The organism is Pseudomonas sp. GW823-FHT02E01 (genome assembly GCF_058797535.1).
On record NZ_JBXAJS010000003.1, the window covers coordinates 61,906 to 80,614 of the forward strand.

16 protein-coding genes are annotated in these 18,709 nt (G+C 55.2%); 5 read left to right on the forward strand and 11 right to left on the reverse strand.

Annotated elements, in window-relative coordinates; genetic code table 11:
* Positions 1-6 precede the first annotated feature (6 nt).
* From AC1RDQ_RS07620 to AC1RDQ_RS07660, 9 genes are all read right to left on the reverse strand, one after another.
* Positions 7-1,074, reverse strand: coding sequence for a phosphotransferase family protein (locus AC1RDQ_RS07620; RefSeq protein ID WP_492586880.1), 1,068 nt, complete (start codon positions 1,072-1,074; stop codon positions 7-9).
* Positions 1,075-1,218: 144 nt separating this feature from the next.
* Positions 1,219-2,184: a 2-hydroxyacid dehydrogenase gene (locus AC1RDQ_RS07625; protein WP_492586882.1), complete on the reverse strand. Its 966-nt coding sequence runs from the start codon at positions 2,182-2,184 to the stop codon at positions 1,219-1,221.
* Positions 2,185-2,366: 182 nt separating this feature from the next.
* A complete protein-coding gene (locus tag AC1RDQ_RS07630) occupies positions 2,367-2,954 on the reverse strand; it encodes a TetR/AcrR family transcriptional regulator (RefSeq protein ID WP_223502143.1) in 588 nt (195 codons plus the stop codon).
* Positions 2,955-2,982: 28 nt separating this feature from the next.
* On the reverse strand, positions 2,983-3,366 hold the full coding sequence (locus tag AC1RDQ_RS07635) for a tautomerase family protein (protein WP_349733881.1): 384 nt from the start codon (positions 3,364-3,366) through the stop codon (positions 2,983-2,985).
* Positions 3,367-4,141: 775 nt separating this feature from the next.
* A complete protein-coding gene (locus AC1RDQ_RS07640; protein WP_131726875.1) occupies positions 4,142-6,349 on the reverse strand; it encodes a helix-turn-helix domain-containing protein in 2,208 nt (735 codons plus the stop codon).
* Positions 6,346-7,284, reverse strand: coding sequence for a TniB family NTP-binding protein (locus tag AC1RDQ_RS07645; protein WP_057715173.1), 939 nt, complete (start codon positions 7,282-7,284; stop codon positions 6,346-6,348). Before AC1RDQ_RS07645 ends, AC1RDQ_RS07640 begins: the two co-directional genes overlap by 4 nt.
* Positions 7,277-9,187, reverse strand: a complete 1,911-nt coding sequence (locus tag AC1RDQ_RS07650) for a TnsB C-terminal domain-containing protein (RefSeq protein ID WP_057715172.1) — start codon at positions 9,185-9,187, stop codon at positions 7,277-7,279. The genes AC1RDQ_RS07645 and AC1RDQ_RS07650 overlap by 8 nt, the downstream gene beginning before the upstream one ends.
* Positions 9,184-9,837: a hypothetical protein gene (locus tag AC1RDQ_RS07655; RefSeq protein ID WP_131726874.1), complete on the reverse strand. Its 654-nt coding sequence runs from the start codon at positions 9,835-9,837 to the stop codon at positions 9,184-9,186. The genes AC1RDQ_RS07650 and AC1RDQ_RS07655 overlap by 4 nt, the downstream gene beginning before the upstream one ends.
* Positions 9,838-10,167: 330 nt before the next feature.
* Positions 10,168-10,983, reverse strand: coding sequence for a hypothetical protein (locus AC1RDQ_RS07660; RefSeq protein WP_057715170.1), 816 nt, complete (start codon positions 10,981-10,983; stop codon positions 10,168-10,170).
* Between the two features lie 255 nt (positions 10,984-11,238).
* Here AC1RDQ_RS07660 and AC1RDQ_RS07665 point away from each other — a divergent pair, with 255 nt between their 5' ends.
* Both AC1RDQ_RS07665 and AC1RDQ_RS07670 read left to right on the forward strand, forming a co-directional pair.
* Positions 11,239-11,535, forward strand: coding sequence for a hypothetical protein (locus AC1RDQ_RS07665; RefSeq protein ID WP_057715168.1), 297 nt, complete (start codon positions 11,239-11,241; stop codon positions 11,533-11,535).
* Positions 11,536-11,653: 118 nt separating this feature from the next.
* Complete coding sequence (locus AC1RDQ_RS07670; protein WP_057715167.1) at positions 11,654-12,598, forward strand: hypothetical protein; 945 nt, start codon at positions 11,654-11,656, stop codon at positions 12,596-12,598.
* Positions 12,599-12,709: 111 nt separating this feature from the next.
* Here AC1RDQ_RS07670 and AC1RDQ_RS07675 read toward each other — a convergent pair whose 3' ends face one another.
* A complete protein-coding gene (locus AC1RDQ_RS07675) occupies positions 12,710-13,690 on the reverse strand; it encodes a DNA-binding protein (RefSeq protein WP_057715166.1) in 981 nt (326 codons plus the stop codon).
* Between the two features lie 176 nt (positions 13,691-13,866).
* On the opposite strand from AC1RDQ_RS07675, the gene AC1RDQ_RS07680 reads away from it, so the two are divergent.
* On the forward strand, positions 13,867-14,775 hold the full coding sequence (locus AC1RDQ_RS07680; protein ID WP_057715165.1) for a site-specific integrase: 909 nt from the start codon (positions 13,867-13,869) through the stop codon (positions 14,773-14,775).
* Between the two features lie 731 nt (positions 14,776-15,506).
* On the opposite strand, the gene AC1RDQ_RS07685 is transcribed toward AC1RDQ_RS07680, so the two are convergent.
* On the reverse strand, positions 15,507-16,160 hold the full coding sequence (locus AC1RDQ_RS07685; protein WP_057715164.1) for a hypothetical protein: 654 nt from the start codon (positions 16,158-16,160) through the stop codon (positions 15,507-15,509).
* Positions 16,161-17,157: 997 nt separating this feature from the next.
* On the opposite strand from AC1RDQ_RS07685, the gene AC1RDQ_RS07690 reads away from it, so the two are divergent.
* Positions 17,158-17,304, forward strand: coding sequence for a hypothetical protein (locus AC1RDQ_RS07690; protein ID WP_198530243.1), 147 nt, complete (start codon positions 17,158-17,160; stop codon positions 17,302-17,304).
* Positions 17,305-17,569: 265 nt separating this feature from the next.
* Positions 17,570-18,394 carry an inositol monophosphatase family protein gene (locus AC1RDQ_RS07695; protein WP_057715163.1) on the forward strand — a complete coding sequence of 275 codons (825 nt, stop codon included), beginning with the start codon at positions 17,570-17,572 and terminating at the stop codon, positions 18,392-18,394.
* Positions 18,395-18,709: the final 315 nt, after the last annotated feature.

Here is an 18,709-nt window from a genome sequence, read left to right on the forward strand (position 1 = left end):
ATACGGTCAGAGGCTGGACTTCGAAATGACCTGCAAGCTCATCTGCTCCAGCAGCTTGTTCATGTGAATGAACTGCGCGAAGCGTTTGTCCTGGGTCTGGCCATGGTAGAAGCGGTAGTAGATCTGCTGCACGATGCCGGCCAGGCGGAACAGGCCGTAGGTGTAGTAGAAGTCGAAATTGTCGATGCGGATGCCCGAGCGTTCGGCATAGTAATCGACGAACTCGCGGCGGGTGAGCATGCCCGGCGCGTGGCTCGGCTGGCGGCGCATCATCTGCACCGGCGCCGGATCATCGGCTTCGATCCAGTAGGCGAGGGTGTTACCCAGGTCCATCAGCGGATCGCCCAGGGTGGTCAGTTCCCAGTCGAGCACGCCGATGATCTGCATCGGGTTGTTCGGGTCGAGGATCACGTTGTCGAAGCGGTAGTCGTTGTGCACGATGCTGGAGGTCGGATGGTCGGCCGGCATCTTGTCGTTGAGCCAGGCCTTGACCGCTTCCCATTGTGGCGCATCGGGGGTCAGGGCCTTTTCGTAGCGATCGCTCCAGCCTTTGATTTGTCGTGCCACGTAGCCTTCGGGTTTACCCAGGTCACCCAGGCCGTAGGCGTTGTAGTCGACGCGATGCAGTTCCACGAACTTGTCGATGAAACTCTTGCACAGGGCTTCGGTTTTCGCCGAATCCAGGCCCAGCTCCGGCGGCAGGTCCGAGCGCAGGATGATGCCGTTGACCCGTTCCATGACATAGAACTCGGCACCGATCACCGATTCGTCGGTGCAGTGCACGTAGGCTTTCGGGCAGTACGGAAAACCGTCGCGCAGTTGATTGAGGATGCGAAATTCACGGCCCATGTCGTGGGCCGACTTGGCCTTGTGGCCGAAGGGCGGGCGACGCAGGACGAATTCCTGTTCGGGGTATTCCAGCAAGTAAGTGAGGTTTGAAGCGCCGCCCGGAAACTGGCTGATCCGTGGCAAGCCGCTGAGCCCTGGAATATGGGCCTTGAGGTACGGATCGATCAGGCCGGCATCGAGCTCTTCGCCGGTGCGGATACGGGTGGACTGGTCGTTAAGCGCCATGCTTATCCCTTCTGCTTATTCTGGAGGCCTGAAACTATTGGCTAATCTAATGCGCACACTGCACACCTACAACCGCGAACGGCTCTTATAGGTGAGCGTGTTGCCGGCCAATCATTGTTTTTGATACAGCTGTTTGAATCGCCATCAATGGGCGAACCGGCTCTCGGCCGACGGCAGTTCGATCGGCGTGAGCACCGGTTGGCCGGAGAAAAACGCCACGAGGTTCTTGCCCACCATTTCGACGGTGCCCTGGGTGGCTTCCGGGGACAGCCCGGCGACATGGGGGGTGAGGATCACGTTGCTCAGGGTCTTGAGTGCATCCGGCACCTTCGGTTCGGCGTCGAACACGTCGAGTGCGGCGCCGGCGATCCGGCGTTGTTCAAGGGCGCTGATCAGGTCGGTGGTGACGATCACGCTGGCGCGGGCGATGTTGACGATGAACCCGTTAGGACCCAGGGCATCGAGGACCGCTTTGTTGATCAGGTGTCTGGTCCCGAGACCACCGGGGGTCGCGACGATCAAAAAGTCCGAAGCACGGGCCAGTTCAGTGGGGGTGGAGCAGAAGGTGTAGGGCACATCGCTGCGATGCTGGCGATTGTGGTAACTCACCGCCATGTCGAAGCCATTGGCCGCGCGTTTGGCGATGGCCATGCCGACGGCACCGAGGCCGAGGATGCCCAGGCGTTTGCCAGCGAGGGAGGGACGCATGATCTTCGGCCACTCACCGCGCCGAACGGCGGCATCACAGCGGGGTATGTCGCGCACCAGCGACAGCAGCAGCGCCATCGCATGGTCGGCGACGGACGAGGCATTGACCCCGGCGCCATTGGTGACGGTGATGCCCCGGTTCGCTGCGGCCTGCAGGTCGACGTGTTCATAGCCGGCGCCAATCACGCAGATGATCTTGAGGTTGGGCAGGGCGGCGATTTCATCGGCATACAGCCCCAACGGGCCACGGGTGAGGACGGCGTCGATCTGCCCGGCGTGGTGGGCAATGGCTTCGGCGCGCTCGGCGGGCGTCGGGGCCAGGATCAGGTGAAAGCCCTGATGTTCGAGGATAGGCAGGTACTCATTGATGGTTTCAACCAGTACCAGAACGGTTACAGGCATGCTTGGCTCCCTGTGGGCATCGAAAAATCGGCTCGAACGTCACTTGAGATTGCTGATTTCAGGGCGGCTTGGCAACCACCAGCGATCGCAGTCCGTGGCAGCTCCTGCGCCATTGTGGACACTGCGCTGAGTGTAGGAGCTGGTAATGCCTGCGATCTTTTTATTGCGTGGGGGCGGGCGATTTACTTCGACGGCGTGAGGGCGGCCCGGGCAGCTTCGAGAATTTCATCCGATAGCGGGTCGCCTCGGGTGGCCCGGGACAGCATCAGCGCACCGAACATCAGCGAATACTGCACCAGCGCCTGCTGCCGTTTGCCGGCTTCGTCCTCTGCGTCCAGCAGCGAGCCAAGGGAATCGAGCAGGTTGTTCAGGCCTTGCAGATAGGTTTGGCGCAGTCCGCTCTCGGCGGCCTCATGGCACATGTCCCCGGCAAAGGCCACCACCGGGCAGCTGTCGCCCGGCTTGTCCCGGCTTTCGTTGGACAGGTAGGTTTCGACCACGGCACGGCGGGCGGCGTCCTTGCTGTCATGTTCGGCCACCCGTCCTGACCAGCGTTGCGCGGCCTGCTCGAAAGCCCGGCCGCTGGCCTCTTGCGCCAGGGCTTCCCTGGATTCGAAGTGCCCGTAGAAGCCACCGTGGGTCAGGCCCGCGGCGGCCATCACATCGACCACACTGATCCCGTGCAAGCCGCGTTCACGAAACAGCCGGGTGGCGGCATCGACGATAGTCTCGCGGTTGAGGTCGGCTTGTTTGCGGGAAACTCGGGGCATGGGTCACTCTCGGTTGGCAGGTGGACTATCAGAGGGCGTATTGGGCAATCCCGTTGCCGAACGACCAGTTCTCTTTTTTCACTTCCACCAGATTGATGAAAACGTCTTCCAGGCGCACCGCCAGCTCTGCATTAAGGCTTTCGGCGATGGTTTTGTAGAGGTTTTTTTTCTGCTCCAGGGTTCGCCCTTCGTTGAGGGTGATCTGGATGACGACCAGGTTATCGGTGCGGTTGATGCCCAGGTACTCGGGATCAAAGATGAAATGCTGCTCGTCGTGTTCGGCCAGGATCTGGAAGTTGTCGTGTTCAGGCACGCCAATGGTCTGGCGCATGGCGGCATAGATCAGTTGCCCGATGCGTCTGGCGTGGGTGGGGTCCCGGTGTTTTCGGATGTCGACGCGAACCAGTGGCATGGGCAGACTCCAGAAGGAATGCAGGTCGGTTAAAAATACATGATGGTAGACCTTTATCAAGCGGTGGATGCTGTCTGGCGATGAAACGTAGCCTCGAAAACACTACAATTCCTTGTGGGAGCGAGCTTGCTCGCGATAGCGGTGTGTCTGGCAAGTAGATGTTGGATGTGCCGCAGCTATCGCGAGCAAGCATAGGGTTCCTTTATTTGTTGGCACGAGCGCTCCGAATATATGGGCGTGGAGCGCGCAAGTTTTCATTAATTTTGGTTAATTTTTTTTCAAAAAAATTGGTACAGGCCTTTGATGTAGTATTTTTGTTTGGTACGCCGGAGCATTCGACCGTTTCGATGGAATTTTCTGATAAGTTAAGAGCCGACACTAACTTCTCATCGCTATCGCAAGTTTTAAACCTGGAGGCTGATACCCAAGAAGTCGCGACGCGAAGGGAGAGCTGAAAGAATTCTGTGAGGAAGGAGAGCGCGCTGAACCATGATCATGAGAGGGGCTGTTGATGATCATGTTGTCGGTAAGATATCCCAGGCAGCATTTAATTTCTGATTGCCCGGGTTCGGCACAAGTTATACTTTTGAATCCGATAGGTCGTATAATTTAATCATGAGTTGTTGGAGCGGAGGTGTATAGGAAAGGATGATACTTCGCATGCTCATCTCTGTTACTAAAAGTTGATACTTGTGGGCTGACATAAAAGAATTTTTTACAGTCTTGAATGCCGAGTCGTTCAACCGGTTTTTAAGCTATAACCGGAAAAAATTAGCTAATCAGCATTTTTTGAGCGAAGCTCATCGATTTGTTTGAGTGAGACGAGCCCTGGATTTTTTGCCGGATGAAACATGGAATCATCTAGAATGAACTTTTTGCTTGAGACTAGCTGTCTAAAATAGCCTCGGGGGACATTTAGTATTGCCGCGGCCATCCCATAAGGGACATAATTTTTTAGAATTTTGCATACTTTTTCAGCGTTTTTTTCTGTGATGTGCCTACCGGTTCTAAATGTTTTGTAAGAAATTAGTTCGTTTTTAATAAAATATGCATAAAACATATTCTTTGAAATTGAAAATTTTTTGCAGATTGTGTTTACGCTTATACAGAACTCAGAATTTAAATCTTCTGTATCAAATCGAGGTTTTGGTGGCTGTGCTGTTGCGTGCTGATGTTTTATTAGAGAGTTTAAGGTGCGGGCGGAAATTCCGGTTCTGCTGTAGAAATGGTTTCTTCCAGAGTTTACCAAAGGGCCGTGTACTGGCATTATTCCAACAGACGAAAGGAATCGTGAAACTCTCATAGGCGATATATTTAGCTGCTTTGATAGTTCTGAAATTCGCAGATATTTTCTGGAGAAGTCTAACGCATCTTGCTTAGAAATAAGATAGCGTCCTTTGCTACCCTTATAATGGCAGGGGATGATTCGTTCTCTGATTAAATACATTATTTCCCCTGCGGAAATACCTAGCATTTTAGCGCATTCTGAATTTGTTAAGTAGTCTGAAGCTTCTGTCGGTGTTATTCGTAAGAGATTAAACCGTTTCGCGCTGTGAGTGGAGCAGGGATGACTTTGTTTTACGATGGAGAAAACTCGCTGTGAAAATGATTTGTTAATAATGATGGTCTCCTTAATGAAGTTGCATTCTTTGAGTTGAAGATGGTGCGTTGATATTGCATCATTAATCTCGCAGATTGGAATATTCCATTTGCGTGATAGATAGTGACTGCACACGTAACGCTGGTTAAAAGCATCAATCCTGGCTCGGCCAAATAGCAATTCTGAACCTTGTTGTATTTGCCGGATGTAGCGCTTTTTTAGACCCAAAAGGTTCGTGTTTAGCGCCAATATTTTAATCGACTGTTCCGGGATATCAGTCATGTATTTAACAGCGCTGATTGATAAAACGTGTTTGCGACGTAAATCTAAGGTCTTCTGACCAAGGTCGTCTCGAGGTTGTAGATCGGCAGTTACGGTTTTCTTCAACTGTATTGCCTCTTTGAGGTTGATTTTTGCTGCTCGACCATTTCCTTTAAATAAACAATACTGGTGTTTTAATGGATACCAAGCCCTTGCTGAGATCCCTATATACTTTATTAGATTTTTTATGGTTAGTGTAATTTCCGCTACAGAAGCTTTCTGCTCCATTGTTGTCAAAAGTAATTGCTGGCGGAGTGTAGCTGCGATAGTCTCGCTGAGTTCGGCTTTTATAAAAAACAAGATAAAATCAATTTCTTCTGCAGTACTGCTCGGTAGGCAACTATGGATTGAATTTATTATGTTTTCCACGTCTCCTTGGCTAAGCGCTATCGCTAAAGCGCGCCGAGCGCGTTTCACATTATCGTCGCAAGTGGAGGTTTCAAGCTCCAAATATGTAAGAATTCGTTGAATGGTAACTACTTGCTCGGTGTCACCTAGTTGAAATATTTTAAGTAAATATTTGTTTAGGCTATTTTCCGAGTTTGACAATTTCGGGCTAATCAAGCGTTCGCCGCATTTGCAAACGTCTGAGAGCTGAATTTTCCATTTTATTCTGTTGCCGCACGATGGGCAGTTAAATAAGAAAGCACAATTGTGGAAAGGACAGCCTGAGAATAGCTTTATGTCCTTTGGGAATTTTTCATACCCCTCCTTCCAGCATTGAGTACAGAGTGCAGAACCTTCGAACCTTAAGTTTGAATATCGAATCTCTATTCCATTGATTATCGCGTTTGAATGCTTGATAAGTGGGTGTATTGGTGAGTAAAAGTTGGCACTAATCTGCTCGGCATATTCCGGCGCGAAGGATTGAAGCGTCCTAGATATTACCGAGTTGGCCAGCAAAATATTACCGTAAGGTGATTGGTGTGTCGCTTTATTTAGGTAGGACAGTAGAGCACGGCAATGTTTGAACCCGTTTTCCTTGGCGGTACGCTGAATGGCGCTAATGGGGCTCTCGTCGGGTAAAGGAAAAGGTATGAAGGAAAGGTAGGAAATTTTCATTTGTCGCCGCTCGTTATTTCGACCAGGATATTTTTAGTGACCTCAAAAGGATTCCCCGCCGGCAAAATACAGTTGTCATGCCGTGTGATTTCAAAAGCATATGTAAAATCTTCACGCCGTAAGATTGCGTCTCCTCGATACAGTGAGAAGGAAAACGCATTCGACAAATGCAGCCTTATATCTTCCAATATTCCTCCGGATGCAACAAATAATGGAAGCGCAATTTCAGGCTCATGCAAATGGACGCCTTTCTCCAATTGCCCGATTTCATACATTTTTTTATCAAGTCCACGCAACACAATTTGAAAGTCAGAATTTTGATCTGTAAGTTCGAGTTGGAGGGGGTCGAGGCGGGCAAAAAAAGGAAATCGACGCCGAAGTATGCCTTTTTTGTAAAAAAAACCTTCAATGTCTGGCGTGCCAAGTATGACGAACGGGATGCCGGTACGATCTACAAGTCGTGCGACACAGTTCATCACATCAGTACATGCCTGTTCTGCTTTTTTGTCTGCAAGCATTTGAAACTCATCTAAAAATGCCACTTCCACCTTCTGTAGTAAAATCTGTCGGAGAGCGCGTTGAGTCAGTTCAAATGCATCCCCGGAATATGCTTCAAATTCCAGTGATTGCAAGAGAGCTTTGGCGAAGGATTTGATCGTCGCTTTGGTAGGAAGCCCACAGTACATTGTAGGTCGACTATTCCATATCCCGCGATCATCTTCCCCCGTACTCTGCGAGGGGTAAGTTGACATGATTTGGTGCGCCAATGTGCTCTTTCCACATCCAGACTCTCCTACAAGTACTACGCAAGACGGGATACCTCGCATTTGCGTGGCTTGAATAGATCGCATGACAGTCATGTAGGCAAGGTTATAGGCCTTGTAGTTGATGATCTGAGCCTCGAAAGTCTCTAGTTGCTTGCTAATATCAATCATTTTTCATAACCTCCGAGACGTCGCCTACAGCGGGCGCGGCGTACATACCAAAGAACTTCTCGTTATCGGTGGTCGGGCGGTGATGTCCAATGGACGGAGCAGTGCGAGTGGTCTCTGACGCAGGGCATGCCTGACCAATTTTTTCGTCCGTTTGTGCAGCTTTACGGCGCCCTCGTTTGTGTTCGTAGTCGTAGCGCTCCTGCATGATGCGAGTTCTGTGGTCGCGTGCCTCTTTGAAGTCGAGTCCCTTAGCTTCCTTATTTTGAGCGGCGTTTAACAGCAGATGCAGGTCTAGGGTGAGACCGTCCTGATAACTCATTTCACAGCCTTTGGCGCGGAACTCTTTTTCGGGGTAATCGGGGTGGGTAACCACCACTTCCCCGAGGTCGCTTGCGTCGTAAAAAATGGTGAGAAGCTGGTCCTTGGTACCCAGATCGTGGAGGTTTTTCAGCTCACCGCAGCTCCATTGAAGGTTTTTGAAACGGACTCTGCCTTCGACGAGTTTGGAGCTTGTTTGGCTCAAGAAGAGGCGGGACATGTCCTCGGAAGCGATCAGCCGCAAGGGCGGTTGCTGCTTTGCTAGCTTGGCCCACATTTTGTTTGGCGACGTGCCAATCCCGCGATGCCGACGCTTGTGATAGACATTTTCCAGCCAATCCTCGAAGCGTTTCTTAATGACCTCAAGGGTGTAGATCGCCTTTTTCTCTGAAGGATAATCGCCGCGCTCCTCGGGGCAGGAGAAGGTGGTACCGCGCAGCCTGTGTGTGAGCCCAGTCGTCAGCGTTTTGAACCAACGCTCTACGTAAGGTTTTTCGTTGGGGCGCCGAACCCGGCAGTATGTGATATTGGGCCCGAGCAAGGGGAAGAGACCATCAAGCGCATCTTTTTTGGTGTTCTCTGAGCCATTGTCCAGCCGGTATTCTTCGCCGACACCCACCCGGTGGAGGGAGTCCTTGAGTGCGCGGATCGTTTTCTGTGCCGAGGGGGGGTTGATCGAGATGTCCCAACCAATCACACGCCGAGACGCGACGTCCAGCAAGACGGTAAGCGCAGCTTTGCCGATGGTGTCCCCATGCTCATTGACCAGTTCGATATCCAGAGAATGAGTATCCCCTTCAATTCGCTGCAGGAGGCGATATTGACGCCTGAGCTTCACGCTCCATCGGCTGGCCTTGATTGCTTCCTGGGCGCCTTTTTGTTTCAGCAGACGGCGGAACTCACCATTTTCCTTGATCCGTCGACGGAGGGTGCTGTCGGACGGGATGATGAGCTGGTCAGTCGGCGGTCGAAGCGCGTTGTATGTTTCCAGCGCGGACTGGATCGCCCCAATAATGTCACTGACCGATTCGGGTTCCTCCATGTAGTAGTACTTGTCCAGGCACTCCTCGATCGTTTCTCGAGTGATCTCCGGCAGTCGCTCCCATTGATCCTTGTGTAGCTTTTTCAAGGGAATCAATGCGGTCACCGATTCATTGCGTTCCAGGTAGCGGTGCACCCAGTTGCGTAGTGTGTTGAAGCACGGCGGGCTGGTGTCACCGATGATGTCTTGCACCTCGGCGATCAGTGCTTTGCAGGCTTGCCTTGGCAACCGGCTATTGAATCGTTCGACGGCGGCTCGCACATATGCAATGCGGCGATCAAATGCCGCACGACTGTCCTGATTGAGGGCTGCCACGATCTGGTGGTATCGGCCAGAAAACGGAGCTTCACGCACCTGTACAAACCGTTGGCGTTTCGCCGCTTGCTCAAGGCGCTCGAGCTTCTGCAGGCGCATGTTCGATGGTTGCGTGCTGCTGTGCAGTTCAACGACTCCGCAGGACACGTTCGCGATCACGTAGACATGCCCGTTGTAGCGGTACTCCTCACCGACAATCAGTTCGAGGCCATCTGCTTCGTTGTTCATGACCGTGCACTCGTTAACGCGATGGCTGACGTGCGAGTGATGGGAAGACGCAGGTCGGCGGTTGCTCCTCCGTAGAAGAGTTGGTAGGCAATGTCGCTGAAATCAGCACCGGCGTCCAAGAGTTCCTGGACCGTGCAGCTGTTGTGATGCTTAAGGAGATCCAGCGCGAGGCTGGAGCCTTGTGCCTTGAAGCTGAAGGAATAGCTGTAGAGGTAGCGCCATTGAAGCAGTTCGCAGTAGCTGATGTTCGTATACGGCTGACAGGGGCAGAAGAGATAGCCCATCTCCCCGAACCAGTCTTCATGACGAACGAGCTGGTCTTCACAGCCGTCGGACATAAACCTGGCGGTTTCGAAAAAAACCAGCCCCAAATCATCGCCATAGGCACATACGGCAGGGGTGTACCGAAATGCCCGGCTGGGCTGAATCAACGTGTATGGGGTTGGCTGGTAGTAGCGGATGTCGCGTCTGCGTTCCAGCATTAGGCAGAAATCCAGCAGGGTGGGCGACATCCGTAAATGGTTGCCATTTTTCCTTGACTGGAACACCACCAATTGCTGAAAGGGCGATCCGCAGCGCCGTGGTTTGATTAGACGCACCTCCACGTCGCGGACAGACTCGGGTTGTCGAAAGAACAGTTCGGTCTTCATCGTTTGGTCCTCGCCGAGGGAAAACCTATCGCCTGGTTTCGTTGCCATTTCGGTCAACGCAACTCAGAAAGAAACAGGACAAGCGCAGTGAATGGCGCTTGTCCTCATTTCTGTCCTCACAGCCGCAAGCAACAGATGGCGGGATGGCCGTTTAAACGGCGGGACCTCTGACACGGAGCTGCGTTTGTCCCATTTCGCCAAAAACATTGCCTGACATTCGATGAGCACAGCGCACATCACAGGCCAGTCGTTTTGTTTGAACCCGACCTTCCAGTGCACCTACCTGCCCACATGGAGCCCAGCCGCAAGGATTGCGCAGTTTGTGTGGCGCTACTCATCAAGCTCGGGCGGCGACTGCTCTCCCGTTTGGTTTGCCTGCCGATCAAAAGGCTTGCTGCTTACGCCAGCGAGCAGCTTGACGATCGTTTGCTTGGCAGTGCGCCCGTTGGACATCGCAAAAAAGTAGTACTCGTCCATGAACAAGCACAATGTTTTGAGAGGCGGAATATTCAACTGCTGATCGCTAGGGCGAGAGAGGTTCATCGCCTGAATTTCTGCCTGCATCCGCCGGGCCAATTCAGACTTCGTCCCACCTGCTACGCAGTACTTGGACTCGAAATAATAGCCAACCAGGCGTTGAATTTCGGATGGTTGCTGCGCAAAGGACGCCCGAGATTTGCGCAGACGCTGGCCTTTGACCGGCTGTACGCGCACGTAGGCTGAAGCCGTGGTCTGGCGCTCCAGATCCTGCTTAGAAGGACGAGCAGCATATGAGCCGACGTTGGCCGCGAGTCGCCTTGTTCCAATGGGCCGCAACCAGACGCGACCATTGTGAATAACACACACTTCGTAGGGGATACCGTGGTACCCATACCAGCGCTTGAGATGGCACTGGCTCGAACGGCCGGTGGCATCGGTAGAGGACTTCGACAGCATTTCCGGCGACCTGATCGTCGCCTTGGCCAGCGTTCCATCATAAGAGACGCGTTGGTCGATCGGACAGTCGTGTAGCAGATCCCATGCCGTCGAGATGAAACAGCGCAGCCCAGGTTGGCCGTTTGCTTTTTCTAGGTTTGAAGTGATCTGCCGGGTCTCGATCAGAATGGTGGCAGATGGGCTGTGTTTACCCGTGGTATTTACGCTCATGATGCGAAGACTCCTTAAATAAAAGAACCTACTCATGCTCTCGGCTGATCAAAGCGCAGCCGTCGCCGTTGTGTCCCGCTGCACTCCCGCGGGGCGTGCCGTGAAGCGGCCGTTCAGGATCAGCTCCAGCACGCCGATCAGGGCCGGGTACCAGGCGACGCTGCACACCCTGCAGGCGCGGTGCACCGCCATGTTCGTTTACGAACTTGAGGTGCCATCATTGGTCGGGACGGAACGAGTTGCTCTGGATACAGGATGAAGGGCGCGCGCGATGGTGGTGGGGATGACTGGCAGTCGTCTCCGCTTCCCGAGTGCGAGCCATTCAACGCGTTGCTGCAATTGCTGCCCAAACTCACAGACCTGGGAGAAATTACCGCCTTTACCGTCACATCAATCATGTTCTTCTCCCATTGTTTAGCGCTGGAAGTGGCAACCAGATCGGGTTGTGCGGAGATTATTCGCCCCCTGTTTCCGGTAAGAAATGGCGTTTTGGCGAAAAATTTTAAAAAATATAACCCCAACAACGCGGTGAAATTCGCCATCTTGGCGTAGGTTTTTGTTCGTTTACGCCGATTCTGTCCAATGGTTAGCCTTTTCTGGCCGTCTTTACGTTTTGTGTATCCTTGCCACTACCTTGACAGCATCAAATTTTTTTTATGCGGTGCAAGCTATGCTGTTAGATAATTTTAACGCGCGGAGGACGGTCGAAGTGACCAGCCCCGTACATCGCCTCGCCCATCAACTCAGGGCGACTGTTTTTATCAATCAACTCATTTTCCTGGCTGGTATCAGTAGGACCCCCGCTGCGCTGGTGTGCTGGGGTGTAGCCTTCGAGGCGCGGCTGGGATTGATCGGACCTGACGGTGGGGAACCGGGTAAGTGGAGGAATTATCTCTGCGGGGTTTTGCCAAAAGGAGAGTTGCGCTCTGCCTTGATCAACGAATTTCCGGCACTGCAGGAGGTGTTGAACAACCCCCTCTGGGCGGTTCTGCACTTGCTAGAAGTGTCGAGCGATCATGGCAAGACATTGGTGATGCAGCTCAGACTGCATGGCAAGCCGCTGCACGGACTGCAACGCCCCCGCTTGCAGCGGCGCATCACGGCTGCCTATTGGCAGGATCTGGGATTCTGGTTGGTGATTCTGGCCGGTGGCCTGGACAAATACCGCTGGGCACGCGAGTTTGTGCAGGCGCGCTTCATCGTCTATCTCCATCTGATCTGTGTACAGCGCGAATTCGCCGGCGCCACAAAATGGCTGTATCCGCTGCTGGATTATCATTTCCGTGAGGGGCACTTGCCATCGATGGCGGGGTGGACGGTCAGTACCGAGAAATTTGCAAACGACGTTCGCCTGTTTCGCGGGCTTCCGCGCTGGTTGATGAAACGGGTGCACATCGAAGGTGAACTTGAGCTAGGTTATTTCTGCGCTGATCCCGAAGGGTTTGAGGCGGTGAGATGCGGCTACGGCTTGTACTGGGATGCCGATTGGAACCGGCGGGTGCTGACCTCTAAGGAACTGCGGTACTTGTCTCCACCGCTGCAAATCAGCCTTAAAGGAATACCTGCGGACGGTAAACGCCGGCGCCGAAGGGCAAGCGAGAAGAGGGCTGCTTGATCGGGCGGTCGCGCTGCGGGCGCTCTATCGATGACCGCTCGCAGGTACCTGGGCGCCAGTACCTTTGGGCCGGCGCGGCGGAAGGCGGGATGCCAATGGTCGGGCCCGCGGTCAATCGGGGCTAGTCGGCGCAGATCGAGTTAAACGCTCTACCAGCGTTTGTAGCTGACTGATGTGGAGTGCCCTGGCCCGCAGCTCGCGCTGGGTCTGCCGCAGTTTGAGCAACTGCTGTTTGGTCTTCTCGCGCAAGGCCGTCAGCTCGTGGGCGATGACCTGCAGCTGCCGCAGATCGCTCTGATGTTCGAGGTCGGCGGCCTGCACCTGCTCCTCGGCCGATTGCAGGGCCTGCTCCAGGCGGCGCGTCTCCTGATGCTGGCGCAGCTGTTCGCCGCTCATCCGCTCCAGATCACGGTACAGCTGGCTTAATTCTTCCTGTTTGCTGAGCAATTGGTCGCGGTTTGTCCGTGCCTCACGCTGCAAGTGCTGGAGTTGCTGATCGTGACGTTGGATTTCCTGTTCACGCTGGAGCAGGTGCTGTTCCCGATAGTGATCCAGGGCCTCCTGAGTCAGGCGGTGTTTACCCTCCAGGGAAACGATCTGCGCCGCCCGGTCTTCCAGCAGGCGCAGCTGTTGCTCATGGGCCTCCTGCAACCGCTGGCGTTCCAGCTCACACGCCTGTAACTGGCCGCTTAGGCTCTGCTCATGGATCAGGCCTGCCTGTCGGGCTTGCCCTAGGGCGGCGTGGGCCTGTTGCAGATGCTCCAGATGGGCCGCTTCCACTTCCCGTTGTTGCCGGGCCGCCAGTTGCTGGCGGTCGAAGGCCGCTCGCTCGGCCGCCAGCGCCTCTTCGGCTCGCTGTTGGACGCGCCCGGCTAGACTGCCAATATAGCGACTGATCTCTTCATCCAGCGGCATCTCCGGCGCCGGTACCTCGGCCTCTCCAAGCTCCTTGAGATAGCGCTGGATGGTGGTCTTCGAGCCGGTATTGCCCAACTCCACGCGTACGGCGTCGATGCTGGGGTGCAGGCCGCGGGCGAGCAGGGCGTTGCGTGCGATCTGCACCACTGCCTTATTGATACCGCCGCGTGCCATGGCCAGTCTCCTACGATTTCGTAGTGTTTTACGCAGTATGGAAGTACAGGTGTACAAATGCCTGGAATGCAACGGGCGGGGCGACGAAGTAGCTCTGGAGAATGCTGATTTCTCCAGAGTTATGCGGCACTTTTTCACGGTGGGGCTTTTTCGAGGTACGCGAGGAGGGGAATCCCATGACAGGCCCGGCGGATCGTTATTTAAGGCCCGTTCAGCGTGAAAGCACCCAGCGGCGCTATCAGGGCGTGCTGAGGTATTTCGAGCAGGGTTGGGGTGGTTGCTTGCCAGCGTCCGGCGACACGGTGGTGCGGTATCTGGCTGAACATGCCGAAATCCTGTCCAGCAGCACGCTGGGCCTGCACTTGGCCGCGCTCGCGCAGTGGCATCACAGTCACGGCTTTGACGATCCCACCAAAAGCGCAAAGGTACGCCAGGTTCTGCGCAACATCCGCGCGCAACACCCACGACTGGTCAAACAGGCCGAGCCTCTGTCGTTGATAGCGCTGGAACGCTGTGTCGCAGGCCTGCAGCAACAGATCGCCAGTGATCACCCGGTGGCACGCCTGCGGGCCTACCGTGATCAGGCGCTGATTCTGATGGGCTTTTGGCGGGCATTTCGCGCCGACGAGCTGTGTCGACTGCGGGTGGAGCACACTACGTTATGCCGGGGGAAACAGCTGGAGGTGTTTCTGGGTAGCAGCAAGACTGATCGAGAATTTCGCGGGCAGGTGGTTCTGTTGCCGGCATTGAAGCTTTTGTGTCCGGTGCAGGCCTACGAGGACTGGCTTTCGATCAGCGAACTGCAGGAGGGACCGGTATTTCGTCCCATCAATCAGTGGGGGCAAATCAGTACCCAAGGGCTCAAGCCCGATGGCGTGACCTATGTGCTGCGGGAGGCGTTTGCTTGCAGTGGTCTGGATGGTGATGCCTATACCGGGCATTCATTGCGCCGTGGATTTGCGACCTGGGCGAACAACGACAACTGGACCACCAAGCAACTGATGGACTATGTCGGCTGGCGGGATGTGAAGTCGGCCATGCGATACATTGATACCACCGCTCCCTTTGGAGACCTGCGCCGTTAGCAGTTGAGGTGGTTGCATCACCGTAAAACGCTCGCTGGCGAAGCTCTGCTGGATGGGCCTGATGGATCACGTCGACTGGCGTAGTGTGCGTATCGGCATACGTTATATCGATCTTGGCGGGGCCTTCGGTAATGGTGGCGCAACAAGTTCTCCGAGTTGAAATGACTGCGTGGCGACGATTTCACCGTGCGCTACAAACTACGTTCGTACGGCTGTATAACGTGGTTATTCGACAGGTGAAGTCAGCGATTCAACAGGTTTGAGAAAGCAAGATTCTCAAACCCCGGAGCGTTTTTTGGGCGAGAGCCATGGTTGACGGTACGTCTAGGAGACGCGTGGCCCACCCTGATCAACGTGAGTGGCACCTTTGGAGCAATGAGCGTGGGTTCGGGCGGAGTCCCAAGGCTGTCCGCTCATGTCTCAAGGCCTGTCGGGAGTAGACGTTTGTGATTCACTTCGAGAGTCGTGATGAAAGGTAAGCGCAAAGTCAAAACGACAAAATGGCAGGTCGCTGAGCATTTCAAGGCCGCGGCGCAGGCGGCGCTCAGGGCGCGCTCGGCGTGTGCGAATCGATTCTTGGACGCCGCCCTGTCGGCGGGTAGAGACTTGGAACCGGTCGGATTGCTGGCGGGAATCCACCGTCCTGTCACTGCAGGCAAGGCTGTTTCACCAGCAGATGGGTTTACCCGGCCGCCGTCACACACCGGCTTGCCGCCCAAGCGACCTCCGGACTAGCCAAGCAGTATCCCCGCCACCTCTTCTTCCGCCGCGCGGCGCACGCGCTGCGGTGACGATCGCAGCAGGTCTTGGGGGCGATTGCCGGCCAAGAAGTGATTGCTCGAGGCGAACCAGAACGCCATGCCCCAGCCGTCCTTTTTTTCGCGCAGCACTTTGACCACTGCGGCGAATTCGGCGATGGGCCGCGGTTCCGTTGCGTCGCCAAACGCGAACGCTGGAAAGTACTCCTGGCTCCGGTCGTTCACGCTGATGAGACGGCCGTCGCGCAGCCACGCCCGGAGGCCGGCGGCGAGCGCTGCAGGTTCGAGCCCGGTGAGTTGGGACAAGCCCGCCGCGGTCACCCAGTCGCCGTCTTGCAGGATCAACTGCCGCGCCTCTGCCAGCATGACCGCCTCCCTGAATAAGGTGCGCGGGTTCAGCGTGCGGGGCGCGCTGAGGCTTGAGGCAGGCACCTCTGTATCGGCCGCTGCCTGGGGCAGGGCACCGAGAAACACACGGTTCAAGACCTCGAGGCAATCGAGGTAGACGTCTGCTGTGTGCCCGCTCATTGCCGGCAGCTCAATGTGGAGCTGGATCCCGTCCGGCTGTTCAGACGCCGGCGTGTAGCCGTCTGATCCGCGGCGGACCTCGATTTTCTTTGCTGACATGCTGCCTCCTTCAAGAGCGGCGTTGAGGCTTGCCCACCTATTGAACGATAGGCGGTTTGTCGTGCAAGGTGCATTTGCGCTGAGGCAATGTCGACCAAGGCCGAAGCGGGGAATCAGTGGGTGGCGGCACTCGGATCCTGTCGTCAGCCGGTGTGAGGTCGGTCTGCCCCTACCGCTGACGCCGCCAGCGCTGGTGCGCACGAGGGAATCACCCAGGCCAACGAGCTGAGCCTTCAGCGATCGCTCGTTCTCTTCGCCGGGAAACCGTCTATGGATGTTACTGCTTCGGTCGCGCCCACCGACGGTCTTTTGGTCTCCATCCGACTGACGTCGCTGTTATCGATCTAGGCGTCTCCGTCTGCTGTCGCGGTCGAGCTGATCTGGCGGCCCGTTAGTCCAGGCTGCCTACGCCATCCTTACACCCTGTGGCTCGGACACTTGCCTATTGGCCACTTCGCAGGCGCATGATGGTCGACTCGCAAGGGGAGGGTGTTTCGACGGCGTTGGGCTTGCCGGGAGCTATTGTGTGGCGTGGCCATGCGGCATTTTATACGCTTGGGAGGCGCGCGAAAAAATGTGAAGTCCTTGAGTCTTACGTCTGTTACTCGTAGGTCGGTAAGCCTTGTAGTTGCAGAAGCGCGGTCGGAAAAAGATGTGAGATAACAAGTGAAAGGTGTAGTGGTTTCGACCTCCGTGCTTTCGGCGAAACTCCACCCAACGCGAGGGTTCGTTTCAGCGCCACCCTCGTACGAAACCAATGCGGGTTTTCCAGCAGTCTGCGCGGAAGCCCGGCCATCGTGCGACCAACCACTGCATTGAGCTAATGCCTAGGATTTTAGGCGCAACGCCAGATTTACCCCTGTAACGCCTAGAATTTTAGGCGTTATCAGTCCTCAAATTGGGAGGGCTCGTGTTGGGCCGTGCCGTCGGTGTACTCAGGTCGCAGCATGGAGTGAAAAGGCTAATCTATATCGAGATCTAGTCAGGGGTATCGGCCATGCGCATCACCTACAGCAAAAGCCAGGCTCGCCGTCGGATGCGTCGGTTGCTGGTGTTAGTTGCGCAAGGGCATACGTTCGTCATCACCCAGCAGGGGCAAGCGGCTTGCTTGCTGGTACAGGTCGAAGCACAAGGGCGTACATGAAAAAGTGACTCGACAATCCTTAACCCACCAACGGGCTGCGTCTCGGGGCAGCGCCCCCCCTCCGCTGTGCGTAAGTTCATCAACTATCAACAGTCTTGCAGGTGTAGTTTTGAGGGAATGCCCATCGAATCTTGAGGACAAGAGCCAAGAAGGGCACACACCGATTTTGATAGGCGGCGTTGCCCGTCTGGCCGACAGCCAATTGGGCGGCTGACGGGTGAGGAGCATCGCTTTCCCCCCACTCAACCATAGGGCATCCCATCTCGTGCAAAACCCTGACCTTGAACAGCTACTCACCCAGACCATCGAGGTCGTTGTTCGCGCCGGCCAACTGCTGATTGCCGAGTGGGTGAGAATGGACGGACCACGGGGTCAGGGTGACAAGGCCGCCGTCGACGTAGAAATCGAACAGCTATTACATCAACACCTGCTGAAGCTTCTTCCTTGCGACTTTTGGGGAGAGGAAACCGGACATCGTCTGACCGGCCATCCATGGTGCTGGGTCGTTGACCCAAACGACGGGACCGCGGACTTTCTTAAGGGGCTCAAGGGCTCAGCCCTTTCCATCGGTCTGTTGTACATGCAAACGCCGGTATTAGGTGTGGTGCATGCTCCCGTCACCGTTGAAGGCGTGCCTGATTGCATTGCCTGGGCAGAAGGCATGGCCGAGGTGAGCCGCAATGGACGGCCGGTCAAAACACGGCTTACTGCCAAAACGTTGTCGAGCGACGAGTTCGTGATGGTCAGTGCGGCGGCGATCAGTAAACCTGCACTCAACAGCGAGCTCTGCCAACCCAGCACCTTTGTGGCCATGCCTTCCATTGCCTATCGGCTCGCCAAAGTCGCCGCCGGGGAGGGTGTTTGCGGTGTTTCGCTCTATCCGGTATCCGCGCATGACGTTGTCGCGGGCCATGCACTCTTGAGAGGAGCAGGCGGCGTTTTATTCGATGAGCGAGGGCAAACGATTGCATACGCTACTGAGGCCAATATGCAAACGGTCTCACAACGCTGCTTCGGTGGTTCAGTGTCGGCGTGCCGCAGCTTGCTAGCCCGTGAATGGGATCGTATTTTCACGGAAACCTGCAACTGATCCGTTGCCCGAGTCATTCAAGCAGTGGCAACCGCTTACGTTTGTCCTCTTCAACCGCGCACAGTCCGCAAGCGCCAGACTGTAAATCTCTCGAATTGAATGTCCATCCTCGCTAGCGGTTGTGCTCTTCAGGACAGGCGCGTCTTCGGCGAACATTTGAACCCATTCGGCGTTTTCGCTTTAGACCACATGTAAATGTCCGAACTGGAGGCGTCGGCTATCCAGCCGATGATGCTTTCATGCGCGCCGAAAACTCGGGCGTCGAATTGCCGCGACTCTTCTCTCGAGACAAGCGAGAAAGCCCTTCACTACCCC

Excerpts from the sequence above, each read along its gene's own strand:
- AC1RDQ_RS07620 (WP_492586880.1), bottom strand. The coding sequence starts at position 1,074 with ATGGCGCTTAACGACCAGTCCACCCGTATCCGCACCGGCGAAGAGCTC.
- AC1RDQ_RS07625 (WP_492586882.1), bottom strand. The coding sequence starts at position 2,184 with ATGCCTGTAACCGTTCTGGTACTGGTTGAAACCATCAATGAGTACCTG.
- AC1RDQ_RS07630 (WP_223502143.1), bottom strand. The coding sequence starts at position 2,954 with ATGCCCCGAGTTTCCCGCAAACAAGCCGACCTCAACCGCGAGACTATC.
- AC1RDQ_RS07635 (WP_349733881.1), bottom strand. The coding sequence starts at position 3,366 with ATGCCACTGGTTCGCGTCGACATCCGAAAACACCGGGACCCCACCCAC.
- AC1RDQ_RS07640 (WP_131726875.1), bottom strand. The coding sequence starts at position 6,349 with ATGAAAATTTCCTACCTTTCCTTCATACCTTTTCCTTTACCCGACGAG.
- AC1RDQ_RS07645 (WP_057715173.1), bottom strand. The coding sequence starts at position 7,284 with ATGATTGATATTAGCAAGCAACTAGAGACTTTCGAGGCTCAGATCATC.
- AC1RDQ_RS07650 (WP_057715172.1), bottom strand. The coding sequence starts at position 9,187 with ATGAACAACGAAGCAGATGGCCTCGAACTGATTGTCGGTGAGGAGTAC.
- AC1RDQ_RS07655 (WP_131726874.1), bottom strand. The coding sequence starts at position 9,837 with ATGAAGACCGAACTGTTCTTTCGACAACCCGAGTCTGTCCGCGACGTG.
- AC1RDQ_RS07660 (WP_057715170.1), bottom strand. The coding sequence starts at position 10,983 with ATGAGCGTAAATACCACGGGTAAACACAGCCCATCTGCCACCATTCTG.
- AC1RDQ_RS07665 (WP_057715168.1), top strand. The coding sequence starts at position 11,239 with ATGAAGGGCGCGCGCGATGGTGGTGGGGATGACTGGCAGTCGTCTCCG.
- AC1RDQ_RS07670 (WP_057715167.1), top strand. The coding sequence starts at position 11,654 with ATGCTGTTAGATAATTTTAACGCGCGGAGGACGGTCGAAGTGACCAGC.
- AC1RDQ_RS07675 (WP_057715166.1), bottom strand. The coding sequence starts at position 13,690 with ATGGCACGCGGCGGTATCAATAAGGCAGTGGTGCAGATCGCACGCAAC.
- AC1RDQ_RS07680 (WP_057715165.1), top strand. The coding sequence starts at position 13,867 with ATGACAGGCCCGGCGGATCGTTATTTAAGGCCCGTTCAGCGTGAAAGC.
- AC1RDQ_RS07685 (WP_057715164.1), bottom strand. The coding sequence starts at position 16,160 with ATGTCAGCAAAGAAAATCGAGGTCCGCCGCGGATCAGACGGCTACACG.
- AC1RDQ_RS07690 (WP_198530243.1), top strand. The coding sequence starts at position 17,158 with ATGCGCATCACCTACAGCAAAAGCCAGGCTCGCCGTCGGATGCGTCGG.